This window comes from Streptomyces sp. NPDC002206 (assembly GCF_053593595.1).
On the sequence record NZ_JBSFCW010000001.1, the window covers coordinates 354192 to 373166 of the forward strand.

At 68.9% G+C, this 18975-nt stretch carries 18 protein-coding genes; 10 read left to right on the forward strand and 8 right to left on the reverse strand.

The window, feature by feature from the left end:
• Positions 1-106 precede the first annotated feature (106 nt).
• From ACWCP8_RS01590 to ACWCP8_RS01600, 3 genes are all read left to right on the forward strand, one after another.
• Positions 107-2080 (forward strand): hypothetical protein, encoded by a 1974-nt coding sequence (locus tag ACWCP8_RS01590; RefSeq protein ID WP_451113884.1) that lies wholly within the window; start codon positions 107-109, stop codon positions 2078-2080.
• Positions 2081-2153: 73 nt separating this feature from the next.
• Positions 2154-2756, forward strand: a complete 603-nt coding sequence (locus ACWCP8_RS01595) for a hypothetical protein (protein WP_451113885.1) — start codon at positions 2154-2156, stop codon at positions 2754-2756.
• Between the two features lie 20 nt (positions 2757-2776).
• Entirely contained in the window at positions 2777-3226 is a 450-nt protein-coding gene (locus ACWCP8_RS01600) for a DUF3592 domain-containing protein (protein WP_330246080.1), read from the forward strand.
• 83 nt (positions 3227-3309) lie between these two features.
• On the opposite strand, the gene ACWCP8_RS01605 is transcribed toward ACWCP8_RS01600, so the two are convergent.
• Together ACWCP8_RS01605 and ACWCP8_RS01610 are read right to left on the reverse strand one after the other, a co-directional pair.
• Positions 3310-3903 (reverse strand): hypothetical protein, encoded by a 594-nt coding sequence (locus tag ACWCP8_RS01605; protein ID WP_451113886.1) that lies wholly within the window; start codon positions 3901-3903, stop codon positions 3310-3312.
• A 383-nt stretch (positions 3904-4286) separates the two neighbouring features.
• Positions 4287-5156 (reverse strand): LLM class F420-dependent oxidoreductase, encoded by an 870-nt coding sequence (locus ACWCP8_RS01610; RefSeq protein WP_352267682.1) that lies wholly within the window; start codon positions 5154-5156, stop codon positions 4287-4289.
• 454 nt (positions 5157-5610) lie between these two features.
• On the opposite strand from ACWCP8_RS01610, the gene ACWCP8_RS01615 reads away from it, so the two are divergent.
• Positions 5611-6300, forward strand: a complete 690-nt coding sequence (locus ACWCP8_RS01615; RefSeq protein WP_451113887.1) for a peptidoglycan recognition protein family protein — start codon at positions 5611-5613, stop codon at positions 6298-6300.
• A 200-nt stretch (positions 6301-6500) separates the two neighbouring features.
• The gene (locus ACWCP8_RS01620) at positions 6501-7436 is read left to right on the forward strand and encodes a CorA family divalent cation transporter (protein WP_451113888.1); all 936 of its coding nucleotides are present in this window, start codon (positions 6501-6503) and stop codon (positions 7434-7436) included.
• A 70-nt stretch (positions 7437-7506) separates the two neighbouring features.
• Here the strand turns inward: ACWCP8_RS01620 and ACWCP8_RS01625 are convergent, their stop codons facing one another.
• Positions 7507-8475: a CDP-alcohol phosphatidyltransferase family protein gene (locus ACWCP8_RS01625; protein ID WP_352267679.1), complete on the reverse strand. Its 969-nt coding sequence runs from the start codon at positions 8473-8475 to the stop codon at positions 7507-7509.
• Positions 8476-8561: 86 nt separating this feature from the next.
• Between ACWCP8_RS01625 and ACWCP8_RS01630 the strand changes: the two genes are divergently transcribed.
• The 4 genes from ACWCP8_RS01630 (at position 8562) to ACWCP8_RS01645 (ending at position 14156) form a co-directional block, all read left to right on the forward strand.
• Entirely contained in the window at positions 8562-8978 is a 417-nt protein-coding gene (locus ACWCP8_RS01630; RefSeq protein ID WP_451113889.1) for a Scr1 family TA system antitoxin-like transcriptional regulator, read from the forward strand.
• Between the two features lie 11 nt (positions 8979-8989).
• Positions 8990-9181, forward strand: coding sequence for a hypothetical protein (locus tag ACWCP8_RS01635; RefSeq protein ID WP_451113890.1), 192 nt, complete (start codon positions 8990-8992; stop codon positions 9179-9181).
• A gap of 329 nt (positions 9182-9510) precedes the next feature.
• Positions 9511-11880: a SpoIIE family protein phosphatase gene (locus tag ACWCP8_RS01640; RefSeq protein ID WP_451113891.1), complete on the forward strand. Its 2370-nt coding sequence runs from the start codon at positions 9511-9513 to the stop codon at positions 11878-11880.
• Between the two features lie 251 nt (positions 11881-12131).
• Complete coding sequence (locus ACWCP8_RS01645) at positions 12132-14156, forward strand: cell wall-binding repeat-containing protein (protein ID WP_451113892.1); 2025 nt, start codon at positions 12132-12134, stop codon at positions 14154-14156.
• Between the two features lie 257 nt (positions 14157-14413).
• On the opposite strand, the gene ACWCP8_RS01650 is transcribed toward ACWCP8_RS01645, so the two are convergent.
• From ACWCP8_RS01650 to ACWCP8_RS01660, 3 genes are all read right to left on the reverse strand, one after another.
• Positions 14414-14617 (reverse strand): hypothetical protein, encoded by a 204-nt coding sequence (locus tag ACWCP8_RS01650; protein WP_352267673.1) that lies wholly within the window; start codon positions 14615-14617, stop codon positions 14414-14416.
• Positions 14618-15065: 448 nt separating this feature from the next.
• Entirely contained in the window at positions 15066-15335 is a 270-nt protein-coding gene (locus tag ACWCP8_RS01655) for an AfsR/SARP family transcriptional regulator (protein ID WP_451113893.1), read from the reverse strand.
• A gap of 73 nt (positions 15336-15408) precedes the next feature.
• Entirely contained in the window at positions 15409-16032 is a 624-nt protein-coding gene (locus ACWCP8_RS01660; RefSeq protein ID WP_451113894.1) for a hypothetical protein, read from the reverse strand.
• 483 nt (positions 16033-16515) lie between these two features.
• On the opposite strand from ACWCP8_RS01660, the gene ACWCP8_RS01665 reads away from it, so the two are divergent.
• A complete protein-coding gene (locus ACWCP8_RS01665; protein WP_451113895.1) occupies positions 16516-17979 on the forward strand; it encodes a hydrolase in 1464 nt (487 codons plus the stop codon).
• 118 nt (positions 17980-18097) lie between these two features.
• Here the strand turns inward: ACWCP8_RS01665 and ACWCP8_RS01670 are convergent, their stop codons facing one another.
• Both ACWCP8_RS01670 and ACWCP8_RS01675 read right to left on the reverse strand, forming a co-directional pair.
• Positions 18098-18784: a hypothetical protein gene (locus ACWCP8_RS01670; protein WP_451113896.1), complete on the reverse strand. Its 687-nt coding sequence runs from the start codon at positions 18782-18784 to the stop codon at positions 18098-18100.
• Complete coding sequence (locus tag ACWCP8_RS01675) at positions 18759-18902, reverse strand: hypothetical protein (protein WP_352267667.1); 144 nt, start codon at positions 18900-18902, stop codon at positions 18759-18761. The genes ACWCP8_RS01670 and ACWCP8_RS01675 overlap by 26 nt, the downstream gene beginning before the upstream one ends.
• Between the last annotated feature and the right edge of the window lie 73 nt (positions 18903-18975).

The window sequence follows — 18975 nt, forward strand, 5'->3', positions numbered from 1 at the left end:
CCAAGGGCCCAGGTCATCCGGCCCGCCCGCCCGTACGCTCACGCCACACCCGAGGTTCAGCAGCGGGGCGGGCAGGCAGTGCGAGTCAGTGGCGGAGGGGAAGACCGTGAGAAGTGGCGGCGGCTGGAGAAGCGGAAGCGGGGGCCATATACCGCGGGAGCGCGGCGGAGGTGTGTTCTTTCCCCTGACGCGCAGTTGGGCCGTCGGCACCCTCGTCTACGTCTTCGCCGGGATCCTGGTGACGCGTGGGCTCGTCGAGACGCTCGCCACCGATGAGCGGCTCCAGGCCTTCACCTGGCGGCTGGCACTGCTGCATGTGCCCAGCGTCATCACCACCCTCCTCACCACCCTGGCCGCCGCCCGCGTCCTGCCCGACGAGCAGCGTGAGTCCCGTCTCCTGTATCTGCTCGCCACCTTGGGTGTTCCGGTCGTCGGGCTCGCGTACGGCCTCTACGTCTCGTGGCATGTCGTCGGCGTCGAGGGCGTGCTGATGCCGGTGGTGGTGCTGGTCACCGGCTCTGCCGTGGGACTGGCCGTCGACCGGCTGCTGGAGGCCGACGAGACGGAGTCCGCCGCGCCGAACTCGTACACCTGGCGCGACACCGGTGCCACCGCCATGGAGTACCTGGGGGTGATCGTCCTCGTCGTCACCCTGATCGGCGCGATGGCGATGGCGGGTGTCGGCGGGCAGATCGGCGACCGGATCCGGTGTGCGATCAGTTCGATGGGCGGCGGCAGTGCCGGATGCACGACGGGCGGCGGGGACCCGACTACGAAGCCGAAGACCGATGCCGACTACGAGCCCAAGCTGTGCCAGGTCTCCAGCGTCTCCGACACCGTCGGCGACAAGGTGAAGATCGGCTGGTTCGAGTGGGGCAACGAGTACGGCTTCCAGCAGAAGGTCAGCCAGGCCAAGACGGATGTGAACGAGGACGGCAAGGTCGACGAGAACGACAAGCTGGTCTACATGACGTTCACGGACGCCGCGTCCGTCGGCGCCAGCGGCAGTACGCCCGGCGTCAAGCTCGGCAAGCTCGGCAAGGCGGATGTCGACGTCGGCGGCGGCGTCAAGATCACCAACGGTGACACCTGGGTCTTCAAGAGCGAGGAGGACGCCAAGAAGATGCGGGACGACATCGAGGAAATGAAGATGTGGGAGACCTCGACCAAGTACAGCGGCGGCTACGGCAGCGGCTGGTACTCGGGCATGAAGTGGGCCGAGAAGAAGGAGGACGTCGAGAAGAAGATCGGCGACAAGAAGATCTCCTACTCGACCATCGGCCTCAACGTGTATGCCGACGGCGGTCTCAACATCAGCGCGGGCGACGAGTCCAAGCTCGGCGCCAAGTTGGGCGGCAAGGCCAAGTTCTCCCCCGACGTGACCATCACCAAGGACGACGTGAACGGCAACGAGTCGTACACGTACACCGCCAAGCTCGAACTCGAGGGCAAGGTCGGCGGCACGGCGGGCCCGCTCACCGGCACGGCCGGCGCGAAGGACACCCGCACCGGGGCGATCACCGTCACCCGTGACCAGAAGACCGGCAAGATCGTCCGTATCGACATGACGAAGACGGTCGAGACGGGCTCGACGTCCGACAAGGGCGAGGCCAAGGGCGACAACGGCAAGAAGGACGGCGACAAGCGCGGCGGCAAGGGCAGTGTCACCGACTCGTCCGGCGAAACCGGCATCGAGGTCCAGACGAACTCGATCATCTTCGGCAAGGACGACGACAAGGCCACCGAGGACAAGCGGGCCATCGCCGAGAAGTGGCTGGACGGCAGCGGCAACAACACCGCACCGTTCGAGTACATGTTCGGTGACAAGTCGCTGCAGCAGAAGCCCGACGGGACGGACCCCTTCGACCAGATGATGTTCCAGGACGGCCTGTCGAGCACCATGCAGTACCACGGCGAGACGGACGCCCAGGAGTTCGGCTTCGAGGTCTCGCTCGGCATGAGTCTCGGGTTCTCCATCTCGGACGAGCACAAGAAGGAGACACTGACGGACGCACAGTTCCTCGGAGCTCCGCAGGGCGACAAGCGCAGCTTCCTTCCGTACAGCTACTGCGCGAATTGAGCACCCCCGCAACACCGGCGGCACCATCCGGCACCACCCGGCACCACGCACGACGAGAGGCGATGAACAGACCATGGCAGCGGCAACGGCAAGGGCGGCAGTGAACAGGTCCCGGACGCTCGGCGCGGCTGTTGCCGCCGCCATCGGTCTCACCCTTCTCACCGGCTGCGGCTCCTCGGACACGGGCGCCGTCCCGGACGGCTGGGGCAAGCTCGACACGAAGAGCCTGTCCGTCGGCTACCCGGAGGACAAGGGATACAAGGAGCAGTCCGCGGCCGACCGCAGCAAGAGCAATGCGGCCGTCGCGCTCAAGACGGAGGGCGGGCTGCGCACCGGCATGGTCTCGGTCCAGCTCGACTTCGCGACGGGCGTCGACGACGCGGGCGAGGCGGCCGCCGCGGCGGGCGCGGGCATCGGACTCGGTGCGAGCCGTAAGGCCACCTCCGATGTGCGGCTGGCGGGCGAGGAGAGCGCCCGGGACGCGCGTCGGATCGACTACGAGTTCACCTCGTCCGGCAAGGAGCAGACCCCGGCGAGCGGCACCCGGATGACGGGGGTCGTAGTGGCGGGGGTCGACTCGAAGGACGTACCGTTCGCCATCCGGATCAATGCGGTGAAGGGCTCGCTGAGCACGAAGGATCTCGACGCCTTCGTCGGCTCGATCACCGTGAAGTAGCCCGTGGAGGACTGGCGTTCATGAATGTTCTGCCCGGCGGCACCGCGACCTTCCTGCTGCTGTTCGGCCTGTTCCTCGGTGCGTTCGCCGTGCGCTCGGCGCTGCGGCTGGGCCGGGTACTGAGCCTGATCCGGCACGGGGTGCAGGTCGAGGGCCGGTGCGCGGAGCGCCGGGTCGTGGACCGGGGGGCGGACCGGGAGCGTGGGTACGCGACGGAGTACGTGTTCGCGTTCCGCACGCTGGACGGCCGCGACATGGAGTTCGTCGACCATGCGCCGGGCCCGTTCGGCTTCGAGGTCGGGGCGCCGATCCGGGTCACGTACGATCCGGCGGCCCCGGAGAAGCGCGCCACGGTGGCCGGGCCGCGGGCATGGGGGCCGGTGCTGATGCCCGCAGTGTTCGCGGCCGGCCTGACGGTGTTCTCGCTCGGTCTGCTGTACGGGTTCGTGGCGATGCGGGGCTGGGTCTGAGGGCTGCCGGGGCCGCACGCACCGGTGCGTGCGGCCGGGTACGACGCCCGCACGGGCCCTCCGGGGCGCAGGCCGGACGGCCGCTACCGGCTGGGGACCTCGCTGCCGAACAGCATCCACGGCGACTGCTCGAACGACGCCACACCCGACAACTGCGGCTGCGCCGCCGCCACCTCATGCCGTACGGCCAGCGTGTCCGGCCAACTGTCGAACAGCGTAGTGCCGTTGACGATGACCCCGTTCCAGTCGGTCGCCACCGATGCCCCCTCCCGGTCGACCACGAAGCCGATGCAGAGCACGGAGGCCCTGCCGATCGCCTCCCTGATCGCGCGGACGGCCAGCTCCTGATCGTCCTGGGACAGCCCGTGGAGTCCGAATTCGAGAGCGACGACGCCACCCCTCGTGCGACGGATGCGCGCGTACACCTCGGCGCCGCTCTTCACCCACAGCAGGAAGCTGATCTCGTCGAGCCGTTGCAGGCCCGCCACGGTCACCAGCTGCTCCCTGGTCACCCGCGCCTGGGTGGCCGGCGGTTCGGAGCCGGGGCTGACCAGCGTGATGCGGCCGGTGGCGGAGTGGTCGAGCCGCAGCCCCGCCGCGCCGAGATCCCCGAGCAACGACTCGGCATCGAGTCGGCTCCAGCCGAGGTGGTACGAGTGGAAGAAACCGTCTTTCATCGACGCTTCACCTCATAAGAGTGTGGGGGCACCTCTTCGGATGTGCGTATGAGCACGTCGAATCACCGCTCGGCGGCGGCAAGTCTTCGGCTCACGTTCGGTCGGTTACGAGCGTAATGAGCGCAGCCGACGGGGGCGTGGGCCCACGGGCCCAGGGGCAGGCCCCAAAACGCTCACCGCGCCGATGCCCCGGGCTGACGGCCGATGAGGACCTGAACGGCTCAGGCGACCGGCACAGCGGGGGCGGCGAAGAGCGAGGCGTCCCCGCCCTGGACTCCGTCCCGGACACGCCCGGACACGCCCCGTACGAGGACGCCCCTCCGCCTTGCGATGCACCGCATCCGACGCCGCGCGCTGATCCACCAGGGACTACGGGACAGCCCTCAGCCGATCGTGTCGAGCCTGGGCACGATGCGTGCGGCGAGCTGTTCGGTGAAACTGACCGGGTGCCGGTCCGGCAGCACCTGGACCGCGGTGATGCCGAGCTCCGCGTACTCCTCGACGTCGGCGAGGAACGCATCGGTCTCGTCCAGGACCGGCCTGTTGAACATGAGGGTCTTCTCGATGGAGTCGTAGTCGCGGCCCGCCGCCGCGCAGTGCACCCGCAGTACGTCGAGCTTGTGGGCCACCTCGTCCACATCGGTGGCGAACAGGTTGCACGCGTCCGCGTACCGGGCGACCAGCCGCAGCGTCTTCTTCTCGCCGCCGCCGCCGATCATGATCGGCGGCCGCTCGCCGATCGGCTCCGGCATGCACAGCGTCTCGGCCAGCCGGTAGTGCCGCCCCTCGTACGGGCCGTTCTCCTCGCTCCACATCTGCAGACAGATCTGCAGCGTCTCCTCCAGCCGTTCGAACCGCTCCGCGACCGGGACGACCGGCACCCCGAGTCCGCGCTGCTCCCGCTCGTACCAGGAGGCGCCGAGACCCAGCACGGCCCGGCCGCCGGACAGCACGTCGAGGCTGGTGACGATCTTCGCCAGCAGGCCCGGATGGCGGTACATCACCCCCGTGACCATCAGGCCGAGCGTCATCCGCTGGGTCAGCGCCGCCACGTATCCGAGGGCCGTGTACCCCTCCAGCATCGGCTCGTCGGCCGCGCTCTGCGGGGTCTCCATCTGGAAGTAGTGGTCCATCACGGTGAACGAAGCGACCCCGCCCTGGTCGGCGATCCGCGCCGCCTCGGCGAGCGTGGGCGCGATGAGCGCGGGGTCGGCGGGTTGCGAGTAGTTCCAGTAGTGCAGGCCGAGCTTCACGTCGTCCACTCCTCCATGCCGGAACCTCTGCGACGACCCTGTGCAGTCCCTCGTCACGGTACGTGCGTCCCGGCAGGCAGGCATGGACAGTACGCCCGGCCGGGTGCCGGGGCCTCGGCGCGGCCCTGCTTCGGAACCCTTGCGGGAGTCGGCTTGCTCCCCTGCATGCGGTAACCCGGCGCGCGCAGTGAACCTCCCCCCGGAAAGCTGTTGGGCGTACGCCCCCACCGTCCCCACGGCGAAAGACAAAGAGGGTCTCCCTGTGCGTTTGTACCGAATGGCACTGTGGGTCACGGTCCCTTTGGCCGTTCCTCTCCTGGCGGCACCGGCCGGGGTGACGAGGGCCGGCAGCGGGACGATGCCGGAAAGCCCTCCCTCGGCGCAGCGGACCGAAACCGTTGCGGAGCCGGCCGTCGATTCCACATGGCCGTTCCCCACCCTCGGAGCGACACCGGTGACATTCCCCCGTGCGGCGCGTCGGCCCGCCATCGTGTCGCGTGCACAGTGGCGGGCCGACGAGACCCAGCGCGACGCCCATGCCCACTACGCGGGAGGGGTGACAGCGATCTTCATCCACCACACCGACACCCCCAACGACTACAACTGCGCGGACGTACCGCTCACCCTGCGCAACCTGTATGCGGGCCAGACCCATGATCGGCATTGGGGAGACCTCGGCTACAACTTCCTCGTCGACCGATGCGGCAACATCTACGAAGGCCGCGCCGGCGGTGTCGACCGCCCCGTCGTCGGCTCCCACACCCAGGGGTTCAACCAGGGCACTGCAGGCATCGCGGCGATCGGCACCTTCGGACGAGGGACGGCGGTGCCGGCACCCATGGAGCGCGCGATCGCGGTCCTCGCCGCCTGGAAACTCGGCCTGGGCGGTGTCGACCCCCGCAGCAAGGTGCGACTGACGTCCACCAATGACAAAAGCCGCTACGCCAAGGGCACTTCGGCCGAATTCAATGCCATCTCCGGCCATCGCGACGGCACTGAGACCGACTGCCCCGGGGATGCGCTGTTCGCCCGGCTCCCCGCGATCCGGGACATGGCCGCCGATCTCCAGGGGAGGTCTGCGGGAGCATCCTCCGGCATCGGCGTCCCGGTGACCTTGCAGAGCCTCCACCAGGGCGGTAACTGACGCCGGCCGGCGCGCCTACGGACGCCGACGGCGCGGCCCTCACCCGTTCGGGGCCACCCGGCGGTGCGAATGAGTCCCTCCGGGTGCGTGGACGTCGGGGTCTGCACACGCTGAAGGGTGCTGCGGCCGGTGATCCACGATGAGGGACGATGATCGTATCGGTGGTGTCGATGCCGGATGGCGTCGTTACTCGTACACACGTGTCGGAGGCACGTGAGCGTCTCGCGGCGTCCCGTTTTCTGATCGTGGACATCGAGCTGCCCGAGGAGGCATCGCCCGACGAACAGCCGGTCGCCCACCAGCTCGGCCTGGAAGCCGAGGACTTGGCGTGGCTCGGCAGGGAAGGCGAAGCCGTGCGTGCCGAGTTCCTGGGAGAGAGTGCCGGGTTCGTCGTACCGGTCGTCGAGGCAGGCCAGGTCGCTCATATCCATGCCTTCGTGACCGAGCGGTATCTGGTCACAGTGCACCGAGGGCCGGTCGAAGCGATCGGGAGCCTCACCGCCCGGTTGCCGCGTGAGCGGCCCTCCGACACCGTGGCCACGCTGTTCCTGCTGCTGGAAGAGGCCCTGGAGACCTTTCGTCGCTCCGCCGTGCAGGCCCTGCTGGAGGTGGAGGATCTCGAGGACGAGATGTTCCAGCAACGCCGGCCTCAGCAGGTCTATCGTCTGGCACGGCTACGACGGCGCGCGGCCCTCCTGCACCACTCGCTCCTGCCCTACCTGGAGGCGACGGACGAGACCTTGACGCGGAGGACGATGAGCGGCAGCTTCCCGGAGGAGCGGCAGAGGCTCGCCCGCTCGTACCAGCGCGCTGCGAGGTCGGTGCTCACGGACATCGCGTCTCTCCAGGACGCCTCCCGGCGAGCCTTCGTCAGCTACTCCTCCCTCGTGTCCGGCGAACAGAACGGCGTGATCAACCGACTGGCCATCGTGTCGACGATCTTCCTGCCGCTGACGTTCCTGACCGGATTCTTCGGCATGAACTTCACTTACATGACCGATGAGTTGGAGAGCACGACCGTCTTCTGGCTCCTCGCCGTGGGCCTGCAGGCGATCGTCCTGTTCATCGCCCTTTACGTGCTGCACCGCACCCGCCTCTGGCGGAAGCTGCGCGACGAAGGTCCCGATGAACTGTGAGCCCACGCACGGCCCACATCGCCGGTTTCTCTCCCGGCCCTTCCTCTTGGCCATCGCCCTCCGCCGGAGGTCAGGCCGCAGTCGTGATTTTCTGTTGCTGTTCGAAGGAGCTCATCGTGCGCGTGAAGTCGCGGGTGGACAACAGCAGCTTGTAGACGATTGCCAGTTCGAAGACCAGCAGCAGTGCCGCGCTGACGACAGTGGCACCGATGACCTGGTCCAGGAGCGGGCCGATGATGAACACGCTCATCTGGAACTCGATGCCACTGACCAGATGCGTGCGGATGCGGTGACGCAGCATGAACGAGCGGAACCGTAGGTAGCCAGGGAAGCGGTGACGGAACTCCTGCTGCAGATCGATCACTTGCCCTTGGGAGGCGGCGAGTGTCACTGGGCCGGAGGGCGCCTCTTCCCGCTCAGGGGCGCTGGTTGCATCGTGCTCGATGTCGGCTTCGGGGTTGTCCCGGAGCAGGTCCTCCATGAAGGCGAGCTCCGCCTGGTTCTCGTCTCGACGGGCTGACCGGATGCGCGACTTGATCTGCTTGCGCATCGTGTGCCGGGTCTTGAAGATCTCCAGCGAGTTGATGTACCGCAGGCCGTCCAGGAAGACGACCACGGCAGCGAGCCAGACATAGATCATCTCACCGGTGCGGTAGTACTGGCCGGCCATGAGGGCGACGGCGCAGGCCATGACCCGTATCCGGTCGAAGATGTAGTCCAGCCAGGCGCCGAACACAGACCCCTGACCGGTGAGACGGGCGACCTTGCCGTCCATGCAGTCAAGGATGAAGCTCAGGTGGTAGACCAGCGCGCCGGCGATCAACCAGTACCAGTCGCCCTTGGCGAAGCACGCGGCTGCAACCAGCCCCAGGATCAGCGCGCCCCAGGTGATCTGGTTGGGAGTGATACGGGTGCGCCTGGCAACGAACCGCACCAGGGGTGTGGCTACGGGGTCGACCAGGAGCACGGTCCACCATGCATCGCGCTTCTTCTGTGTGATGCGACGCACCTCGACGAGGGGCGGTATGTCTCGGCGCATGGAATAACTTCCTGAAGTTCAACTGAAGTTCTACTGATGTTTGCCTGAACTTAAGAAAGGGATGATCCAGATACAAGTCTCCGCTTGTGCAACCTTTACCCGCCGGCAGGAGTCATGGCGCCCCGGCGCGGCCCCACACGCACACAATCGACTTCGACGCCGCCGCACTGCGATCCGGATACACACGTACGACCGCAGCCCGGCGAAGCCGCCGTCACCTGGGCAGCTGGACCCACGACGTGTCGGAGCGCCGCCACATCACCTTGCGCATGACCCCGTTCGACGCGGGCGCCTTCCCCGGTACGGGACAGACCGTGAACTACTCCGAGGGCCCCGTACCGCAGCTGGACACGGTGCAGGTGGGCGGTACACATGGGCCCGAATTCCTGTACGGGGAAGCGCAACTGGCCAAGTACCGTTCACACCTCGACCGGATGGAGCGCATTGCGCTGCCACCCGAGAAGTCCCGGGATTTCATCCACGACATCGCACGTCATCTCTGAGGTGAGTCTCCGTGCACGGCATCACATGGGAAGAACCGTTCTGTGGTGAGGGAACCAGCTGGTACCGACTCGGGACGGATGATCAGGGCAACAGCTACATCGCACTCGTCGGCCAGGAAGCCCACTACCTCACCGACAGCCGCGAGGCGCTCCGGCAGATGATCCGCGACATCAAGGCCGGCAAGGCCGACCACCTGCTCTGACGGCGGAGGTCCGGGCCGGTGTCGGCAAGAGGCGACTGTGCATCGGCTATGCCACTGGCAAACTCGCCGTCCGGTAGAAGGCGGCGCACACGTCACACAACGCCGGTGTCCGAGTACCGGTCGCGGCGCGGCGGCCGGCGTGGCCCCGTACCGCTCGGTGTCGCCGCGTCGAGCGCATCGCGGCACACTGAAAACGGGCGTCGATCCGGCGCCGAGTGCTCCTCAGGACGGAGGTCACCACCTCACCTGCGGGATCATCGAAGACTCGGGGCTGTCACCCGCTGCCAGAATGAGTGACCGCCCCGACGGCCGACGGAGGTGCCTGGGCCGTGAGGGGCGACGCACTCATGATCATCGATGGTTGCGGTGTGATCACGGAGTGGAGTCACGAGGCCGCCTCCTTGCTGGGCCTCCCCGCGTCCGAGGTGCTGGGTCTTCCGGCGACAGGACTCTTCACGGTCGGCAAGGGCAACCATGGCGGGGAAGAGCTGCAGCTGATCAGCCGGGAGGGCCGCACGGCAACGTGCGAGCTGTGGGTGCGACCGGTGCTGCGGGACGGTGCCGTGGCCTGGGAAATCGGGCGGCAGCCGACGGAACCCACGGGCGGGACCCATGCGGACGGCATCAGCGAGAGTCTGATCGAGGCCCTGTTCACCGAGTCACCCATCGGCTTGCACATCGTCGACCGCGAACTCCGGATCGTGCGCGTCAATACGGCCACACGCGCCTTTCACGGAGTGCCGTCCGAAGGCCTGCTGGGTCGGCCACTCATGGAGGTGTACCCCCTCTCGGACCCTGCGATCGAGGAATCCGTGGCCCGCCGTGTCCTGGAGCAGGGCGTGCCGGTGCTCGACCGCTTGGTGCGCGTTCGCTTTGCTGCCGATCGCGGCGGGGAACGAGTGTTCTCCGTATCCACCTACCGGCTTCAGGACACCCGAGGTGCAGTCCTCGGGCTCGCGATCTCCACGGTCGAGGTCACCGGCCGGGAGCGGGCGCACGCGCACACCGCCGTCCTCGCCCGTGTGCGCGAAGCCATCGGCCGGACCCTCGACGTGGTCACCACCTGCCAGGAGGCAGCGGATGTCCTGGTGCCTGAGTACGCCGACATCCTCGTGGTCGAGGTAGTGGATGAAGTCGTACGGGGTGAGGACCCCCCGATCGGTCCGCTCAGCCGGGATGTGCCCCTACGGCGTGCTGCCTTCCGCAGCTGTGTCGCGGAGCCCGTGCATCCGGTCGGCGACGTACGCACCGCGCCCTACGGGACCCCGTTCGGGCAAGCTCTGTCCGACCTGCGTCCCCGGCTCGTGGAACTGACTGCCGACAGTGCCTGGCTGGCGGCGGATCCGCCACGTGCCGAGGCCATCCGCGCGTCGGGAGCGCATTCGCTCATCACGGCGCCGCTGACCCTCCGCGGCACGGTGCTGGGGCTGATGAGCCTGTACCGCTGCGGACAGACCGAGCTCTACGGCGAGGACGACGTCGACCTCGCCCTCGAACTGGCCGCCCACACCGCGCTGTGCATCGACAACGCCCGCCGCTTCACCCGCGAGCGGACCATCGCCGCCACGACCCAGCGCCGGCTCCTGCCCCAGAGCCCGGGTCCGCGGGCAGCCCTCGACACTGCGTGGCTCCGCCTCCCCGCGGACCTGGGTGCGAGCTGGTTCGACACCATCGCCCTGCCCGGCGCCCGCACAGCACTGGTCACCGGCAACGCGAACGGCCAAGGAATCTCTGCCGCCACCACCATGGGGCAGCTGCGTACCGCAATCCACGCGCTGGCCGCACTCGACCTGGAGCCCGACGAACTCCTCGCCAGGCTGCACGACACCACCGGCCGCCTGGCCGAGGAACGCGCGGCGCTCCCACCCGCCGATCCGCTGCACGACGAGACACTGGCCGCAAGTTGCATCTACGGGGTCTACGACCCCATCACCCGCATCTGCACCATCGCCCGTGCGGGGCACCCCGCACCGATCGTCGTCCAGCCGGACGGGACGACCCACGTCTGCGACGTCCCGGCGAGCCCCCTGCTGGGATGCGCCGAGGACGTGCCCAGGGCTTCCGCGAGCCTCGAACTCGCCGAGGGCAGCATCCTCGCCTTCTACACCGCAACCCTGCTCCCGGAGGCGGAGGCGGAGGCGGAGGCGGGGGCGGAGACGGAGGCGGGGGCGGAGACGGATCCGGGCCTGCTCCGGAGCGTCCTGAGCCGGTCCGACCGCTCCCTGCAGTCCCTGTGCGACGACGTCGTCTACGCACTGGGAAACGATCCCCCACGAGGCGACGCCGCGCTTCTCCTGGCCCGTACCTCCGGCATCGCCCCCGACCACGTGGCCACCTGGCAGCTCACCCCCGACGCGACAGCCGCCGGCGAAGCCCGAGCCCTTGCCCGGCGCCGCCTCACCGACTGGGGACTGGACGAGGAAACCGTCTTCACCGCAGAGCTGATCGTCAGTGAGCTGGCCACGAACGCCGTGCACTACGGAGCCCCGCCCGTGCAACTGCGCCTCATCCTGGAGCTCACACTCACCTGCGAAATCACGGACGCCGGCAGCTCCGCACCCCATCTGCGACACGCGCCGGTCGCGGACGAAGGAGGTCGCGGGCTGTTCATCGTCTCCCAACTCGCCCACCAGTGGGGCACCCGCTACAGCCAGAACGGCAAGACCATCTGGGCCGAACAGTCCCTCCCGCCCCATTGAGGACTCGATGAACCGGGGAAGCAGGGTCGCTCCTCGAAGGGGAACATCACGCTGCCACCGCGGGACGACCATCTGCTGCGACGCCGAAGGCCCGGTGCCGGGTGGTTCGGCGGCCCGGGCCGTCCGTGAGAAAGCTGTTCCTTTCTGATCATGTGTGCCGCTACAGTGACGCAGCTGTCGTAGGGGAACGTGAGATTCCGTTCCGCGCCGGGGAGGCGAACGGCAGCCTTTCATCACTCTTGTGGGGGCACATGAAGATTCACAGACGCCGCGTGCTCGCGGCACTGGGCACCGCCGTCGCCGTTGCGGCGGGCATGGCCACCGCGCCGGGCGCGGCTGCGGCAGACCCCGTGACGTGGCAGGCCACGGACGGCAAGCTGATGTTCCTCAACGGCGCACGCAACGTCCTGCAGACGAACCAGCTCGGCAGCGGCACCTACACCGACTTCGTCGCCGCAGGAAGCCAGCCTTCCTGGTCGCCCGACGGCAGCCGGGTCGCGTACGTGAAGGACGGCCGGGTCGAGACCCGGCGGTACACCGACTCCACCCTGGTCAAGATCCCTGAGCGGGACACTCCGGGAGGGGTGGGCGATCCGACGTTCCTGTACACCGGCAACACGATCGTCTACTCCGAAGGCGGCCGCCTCCGCTACGCCCCGTCGGACGGTTCCCGCTATGCCGAGCCGCTGTTCTCCACCGCGGAGGACGGCTGCGACCGCAAGCCGAGCGCGTCCGTCAACGGCCTGATCGCCTTCGTGCGCACCGGCGACACCTGCGGCTCGCCGACCGGGTCGGCCGTCTGGCTCTACGACGACACCACCGGCGGCTTCACAGAGCTGACCGACAACGGCGACGACCCCGCGGTCTCGCCCGACGGCACGCAGGTCGCCTTCGTCCGCGAGGCAGGCGGTCTCACCCGGCTGTTCGTCATCAACGTCGACGGCACCGGGGAGCGCCAACTCTCCTTCAGCGACGCCGCGTACGCCCCGGAGTGGTCGCCCAGCGGTACCCGGATCGCCGTCACCAACGGAACCGACGAGGACGCGTCCACCCCTCGCATCGTGGACGTCGCCACCGGTGAGGTCACCAAGATGCCGTTGCCCCCGGGTACCTCGTCGATCCTCGACATTGCCTGGCAGCCGCTGCGCCGCCAGAGCGCCGGCCGGGTCTGGGGCGCCGACTCCTCGGCCACCAACGTGGCCTCGTCCCGCTGGACCTGGAACACGGTCGGCCGGAGCGAGCCCGGCCTGATCGACGCGCGGACGGCCGTCCTCATCAGTAAGGACAGCCCGTCCTACGCCCTGACCGGGCAGTCGCTCGCCGGCCAGAAGCAGGGCCCCCTGCTGATGACGTCGAAGACCTCCCTGTCGAGCGCCGTGCAGACCGAGCTGAAGCGCACGCTGAAGCCCGGCGCCACGGTCTACCTGGTGGGCGGCACGGACATCCTCTCCAGCACGGTGGCGAGCAAGGTCAGCTCGCTCGGCTTCACGCCCAAGCGGCTGTCGGGGACCTCGCGCTACTCCACGTCCGTGGCGGTCGCCAAGGCGGTCACCAGCGCCCCGGAGTACGTGTTCGTCGCCACCGGCACCGACTACCACTCGGCGCTCGCGGCCTCCGCGGCGGCCGGATCGCTCGGCTACGGCGGCAAGGGCACGGTCGTCCTCAACGAGGGCAACACGCTGTCGTCATCGGTGAAGTCGTACCTCAACGCGCTCGACCCCGACCGGACCATGGTCATCCCGGTCGGCACCTCGGCGAAGTACGCGCTCACGCACACGCAGCTCTCCAACTGGCCCGACACCTGGACGTACTACCCGATCAACGGCAGCGGCCACGACGGCACCTCCGTCGCGCTCGCCCGGTTCTGGTGGAGCTCCCCGTACCAGGTGGGCCTGGCCTGGTCGGACAGCTGGCGCGGCGGCGCCTCCGCGAGCGCCGGCATGCTCTCCTACGGCCCGGTCCTGTGGACCGACGAGACGACGCTGACGGAGACGGATGCGACCTACCTGCGCCAGCAGGCGGCCGGCGTCAGTTCCGTCATCGCCTTCGGCGGGACGGGGTCGGTCTCCTCGGCCGAGCTGACCGCGGCGGGCTCCGCGATCAGCGCGGGCAGCTCGCTGATGGACTACCACCCGTACTACAACGGTCTCGCCCCGGCGCAGCAGACGGCGCTCTCGGCGCAGCGCGACGCGAGCGGCACCGACACGGTGGCGCCGAGGGCCGGGACCGCAGCACCGCAACCGGACCTGGAGGCGGTACGGACCACGCACGGGTAGCGGACGGGCAACACGGTCCACCGGCCCCGGGCGTCACGTACGCCCGGGGCCGGTGCGCGTACCGGGCCGCAGGATCTCGCGGCTCCTGTCAGGGAGCGTCGCACCGAACAGCAAGTTCAGCATTTGTCCCAGGACACGTTCCTGCCGGCCTGGCCGGACGGGCTCGTGCCGGTTCCGTCACGTCCCCGCGGGCGGGGCGACCTCGACCCGCACTCCACGGGCCTCGAAGGCGCGGATCTGCGCGTCGGGGGGGCGGCTCAGCTCAGCGCCGCGGTGAGACGGCGCAGCGGCACCTTGCGGCGGTGGGGGCGCGCCGCGCTGGTGCGCAGGCCCATCAGGTGCGGGACCGGCACCTCAGGCATCCGCGTCGCCGGTGCGTGGAGCTCGTGCGCCTCCGGGGCCGGAGAGACCCCGGCAGGGTCGACGGGGGCGGTCGCCACGTGCAGAACCTGCTTGATCATGTCGTCCTCCTCATACATCGCCCAGCGGGGCGCCCGCTGGGCTCTGGAAGCCGGAGCTGAGCTTTGCCACGTCGGTCATGACGGTGTTGACCGGGATGGCGAAGCGGAGGCCCACGCGGCGGCCGTGACCGACGGCTGCGCGGCCGGCTGGCCCGGCTGTACTGTCGCGCCTGGCTCGGCGGCGACCAGGTGGGCCGGCTCGTACGCCGACGGGGGCGGCCACCCGGGGTTCACAGGGGAGGACGCCTGCCGCTGGGAGTGCGCAGGTCTCCGCCCGTCACCCTGGGGGTAAGCGCCGCCGCGGCGGAAGCTCTCGGTCATGGAAATGAGAGTGACCCGCGAACATGAGAACCACCTGAGTCATCCCTGAGAATCACGAAAGAACCGTATATGTTCACATAAGGACGCCTTGGGGGTGTTCCGGCACGGAAATCCGGCTCCTCGGACCTCATCCGCCCCGGGTGCGGTGGACGGCGCCGTGCGGGCCGAGCATCGAGCGGAGCCTCATCACATGCGTGCGGATCATCTGCGGTGCAGAGAGCGGGAAGTCGTCGCCCCACAGCCCCGCCACGATCCGCCGGGTGGACACCCCTTCGGGGCCGGCGGTCAGCAGCAGCGCGAGGAGCATCCGGGTCTTGGGCGGCAGGCCGCCGTGCCAGTGGCTCATCGATACGACGTGGAGATTGCCCAGCAGCAGATAGTTCAGGCTTTCCGTCAAGGGTGCGCCTCTCATCAGGTCAGGTCCACCAACGGTGGTCGTGGTGCTTCGTCCCGTGGTCCCGCAGTCGCGCTCACCCCAGGTCCAGCGGGGGCCTGTTCACCCATTGCACGTGCTGCTCCAGCTCGTGCCGGTCCCTGGGAGCAGTCAGCACCGTCTGCACGCCCGGCTCGGTGAGCAGCCGACGCAGGGTGTACTCGGGGGTGGTCATCCCCCTTCTCCCGGCCGCCAAGTGCAGCTGCGGGCCAACCGTGCGCGGCAGCCGCAGCGCGAGGTTCTTCATCCGGCCCGCGGTGGTCCAGTTGGAGACGGTGCGGTCCTGATGCTGCCAGGACAGCATCCGGTCGTCGTAGGGCTGGGCCGCATCTGGCCGGAAGGCGAGCGGTTTGCCCGCAGCGCGGGTGTGGCGCTTGGATCCCGGCTTGCCGTAGCGGCCCGCCCGCAGATTCGTGGCGAGGGCGGTGTAGGCGTCGCAGGTCTTCTTGATCGCGTGCTGCGCGGCCTGGGCGCCCAAACCCCAACGCTCCCTGACCGGGAGATAGGTGTGCTTGCGCAGCCCCAACGGCTTGCGCACCTTCTCCTCGAAGGCGATCTTCGCGGCCCAGGTGACAGCCTCGTTGCAGGCGGTCAGGGTCGCCTCCAGTGCCGCCGCCTGCTCAGACGTCGGCAGGAGCTTGACCCGCACCACCAGCTTCATGACGGCGGCCCTAACCCCCTGGTCATACAAACCAGCCCGCCGCGCACACGCCCCACACGATCAAGCGACCAGCCGCGCGCACGTTCGACTCGCGCGGCTTCTCCGGCTCCGCCGGACAGCGATACGGGCGCTCCACGCCCGAAGAGGAAGCCGCTGCGATGCTCACCGTCACGGGATGCGACTCCTCCCGCGCGTGAACGCCCGGGGTCCCTCGCAAGATCAGGCTGAAGGTCCTGTGCCGTTCAGAAATGCGTCGCTGCAGGGCGTAGGGACCTGGTGGTGCTCGTCGCTCTCCTGGTGGCCGCAGGCGTTCCGGCCGCCTGGACGGGCTGGAGAGCCGGTGCGGACGCGCCCTGTTCCCTCGCCCGTCTCGCCATGTACCGTTCAACCAAGCGTGCTCCAGTCTTCCGACCGATGCCTTTCTACGCGCGAAGAATCAGCGCCCGCACCGCCTCTCCCCCCACCTTCACGGAGGTATGACGGATGCTCGGATCCAGTAGGTCCCACCGCCGCGTCGCCAGAGTCCTGGCTCTCCTCGGTGCCCTCGTCGCGGGCGCCGCCGTCCAGGCGACTCCCGCCCCCGCGGCACCCGCACCGGGCGGCAGCGCACCGGCGACTGCCGCGGCCGCCACTCCCCACCGTGTCCTCTTCGACAACTCCAAGGCCGAGACCGCCGGCAACGCCGACTGGATCATCGGTACCAGTCAGCCGGACCCGCTTGGCCAGGATGCGACGCCCTCTGCGGAGACCGACTGGACGGGAGCGATCTCCTCCTGGGGCGTGGCCCTGCAGAAGACCGGCGCCTACTCGCTGAAGACGCTCCCTTCGGGCAACAGCATCACCTACGGCACCGCTTCGGCCCTGGACCTGCAGAATTTCGACACCTTCGTCCTCCCGGAGCCGAACGTCCTGCTGTCCTCGGCCGAGAAGGCGGCCGTCATGAACTTCGTGAAGAACGGTGGAGGCCTTTTCCTGGTCTCCGACCACACCGGTGCCGACCGCAACAACGACGGCTACGACGCGGTCGAGGTGATCAACGACCTGATGACCAACAACAGCGTCGACAGCACCGACCCGTTCGGCTTCTCCGTCGACTCGCTGAGCATCAGCACCGACGACCCCAAAGCCATCAACGACTCCTCGAACGCCGTCCTGCACGGGTCCTTCGGCACGGTCGGCGGCAGCATCATCCGCAGCGGCACGACCGCCACCCTCAAGCCGGCCGACAACCCCGCCGTCAAGGGCCTCGTCTACCGGACCGGTTACTCCGGCAACACCGGCGCCTTCTTCGCCACCAGCAGCTTCGGCAGCGGCCGGGTCGCGTTCTGGGGCGACAGCTCGCCGATCGACGACGGCACCGGCCAGTCCGGCAACACCCTGTACGACGGCTGGAACGACCCCGCCGGCACCGATGCCGCCCTGGCTCTCAACGCGACCGAATGGCTCTCCGGGGCGACCGGCGGGGGTGGCACCACCTGCACGTCGGCGCAATTGCTCGGCAACCCCGGCTTCGAGTCGGGCAGTTCCTCCTGGTCCGCCACCAGCGGGGTCATCACCGACGACAGCGGCGAGGCCGCCCGCACCGGCTCCTACAAGGCGTGGCTGAACGGATACGGGACCACCCACACCGACACGCTCTCCCAGCCGGTGACCATTCCGGCCGGCTGCGCCGCCACCCTCAGCTTCTACCTCCACATCGACACGGCGGAGACGACCACGACCACGTCCTACGACACACTCAAGGCCCAGGTCGTGAACAGCAGCGGCACGGTCCTGTCCACCCTTGCCACGTACTCCAACCTCAACGCGGCAGGCGGCTACACCCAGCGCAGCTTCAGTCTCGGCGCCTACGCCGGGCAGACGGTGACGGTCAAGTTCACCGGAACCGAAGGGTCCACGCTGCAGACGTCGTTCGTCATCGACGACACCACGCTCAACGTGAGCTGAGTGCGCACGCCCGCTCACGGCGCCCCGGGCCTGTTTGCATCATGCGCAAACAGGCCCTCGGCGAGTACGCAGGAGTCGAGGTCCGGGCCGAGGCCACGGCCGGATGGCAGGAGCTGAGCTAGGGCCGGTACCGCACGATCACGGCGCGGCTGAAGTTCGCGTCGCCGAACGCTCCGAGTTCGGCCTTGCCGACGCCCCATGCCTCATCGGTCCCCGGAACCGGGGCGATCTCGGCCAGCCGGAACGCCTGTTTCCTGTCGACCTCGGTGACCTTCCCGGTGATCCCGGTGACGTAGGGCGCCCGTGCCTCCAGTGGCAGCCGGATGGCGGTCCAGCCGCGCCCGTCCCAGTGCCAGGCCGTCTGCTGCTTGGGATTACCGAGCGCCCAGATGTCCGAGGGCCCGAGCACCGCGACGCCGGCCATGTCGCTTTCTTTGGGCAGCGCGACGGCCAGCCAGTGGGTGCCGTCGAACCGGGCGGCGATCGGAGTGGAGTACGTGCCCGGCCCGTGGTGGACGCGCGCGAACAGCCAGGCGCTGCCCGCGCCGGCGTACAGGGCCGGTGTGCCGAGCGTGCCGCTACCGAGTACGGCACGTCGATCGGAGGACAGGTCGTACTTCTGCCACCGTGAGCCGTCGAACCGGAGCATCTGCATCCTCGGGACGGAGCCGCCGGTGTCGTACAGCTCCGCAATGGCCCAGGCCTCGCGCTGGGACACGGCGGCGATGTCCAGCACCTGATTGCCGACGGGGTCGACGTCGGAGACGTACTCCGTACGCCTAGGCCCGGTGGGCGGGTGCTTCATCGGTACGGGAGCCACTCGGCGCCGGATCGGCCGCGTGCGGCCCCTCCGTGCCGCACCCGGCGAGCAGCGCGACAACGGCGACGAGTGCAACCCTGCTGGTGACGCGTGGTATCGGCATTCGCGGGGTTGTACGGCCTGGCTCGGCCTGCCCCTCGTAAGGAACTGGCGGTCGCGGAGCGGGTCCTGCGGCG

Bases quoted from the DNA above. Each gene is read 5' to 3' on its own strand.
- ACWCP8_RS01595 (WP_451113885.1), top strand. From the start codon at position 2,154: ATGGCAGCGGCAACGGCAAGGGCGGCAGTGAACAGGTCCCGGACGCTC.
- ACWCP8_RS01600 (WP_330246080.1), top strand. From the start codon at position 2,777: ATGAATGTTCTGCCCGGCGGCACCGCGACCTTCCTGCTGCTGTTCGGC.
- ACWCP8_RS01605 (WP_451113886.1), bottom strand. From the start codon at position 3,903: ATGAAAGACGGTTTCTTCCACTCGTACCACCTCGGCTGGAGCCGACTC.
- ACWCP8_RS01625 (WP_352267679.1), bottom strand. From the start codon at position 8,475: ATGCGCCGAGACATACCGCCCCTCGTCGAGGTGCGTCGCATCACACAG.
- ACWCP8_RS01645 (WP_451113892.1), top strand. From the start codon at position 12,132: ATGAAGATTCACAGACGCCGCGTGCTCGCGGCACTGGGCACCGCCGTC.
- ACWCP8_RS01650 (WP_352267673.1), bottom strand. From the start codon at position 14,617: ATGATCAAGCAGGTTCTGCACGTGGCGACCGCCCCCGTCGACCCTGCC.
- ACWCP8_RS01660 (WP_451113894.1), bottom strand. From the start codon at position 16,032: ATGAAGCTGGTGGTGCGGGTCAAGCTCCTGCCGACGTCTGAGCAGGCG.
- ACWCP8_RS01665 (WP_451113895.1), top strand. From the start codon at position 16,516: ATGCTCGGATCCAGTAGGTCCCACCGCCGCGTCGCCAGAGTCCTGGCT.
- ACWCP8_RS01670 (WP_451113896.1), bottom strand. From the start codon at position 18,784: ATGAAGCACCCGCCCACCGGGCCTAGGCGTACGGAGTACGTCTCCGAC.
- ACWCP8_RS01675 (WP_352267667.1), bottom strand. From the start codon at position 18,902: ATGCCGATACCACGCGTCACCAGCAGGGTTGCACTCGTCGCCGTTGTC.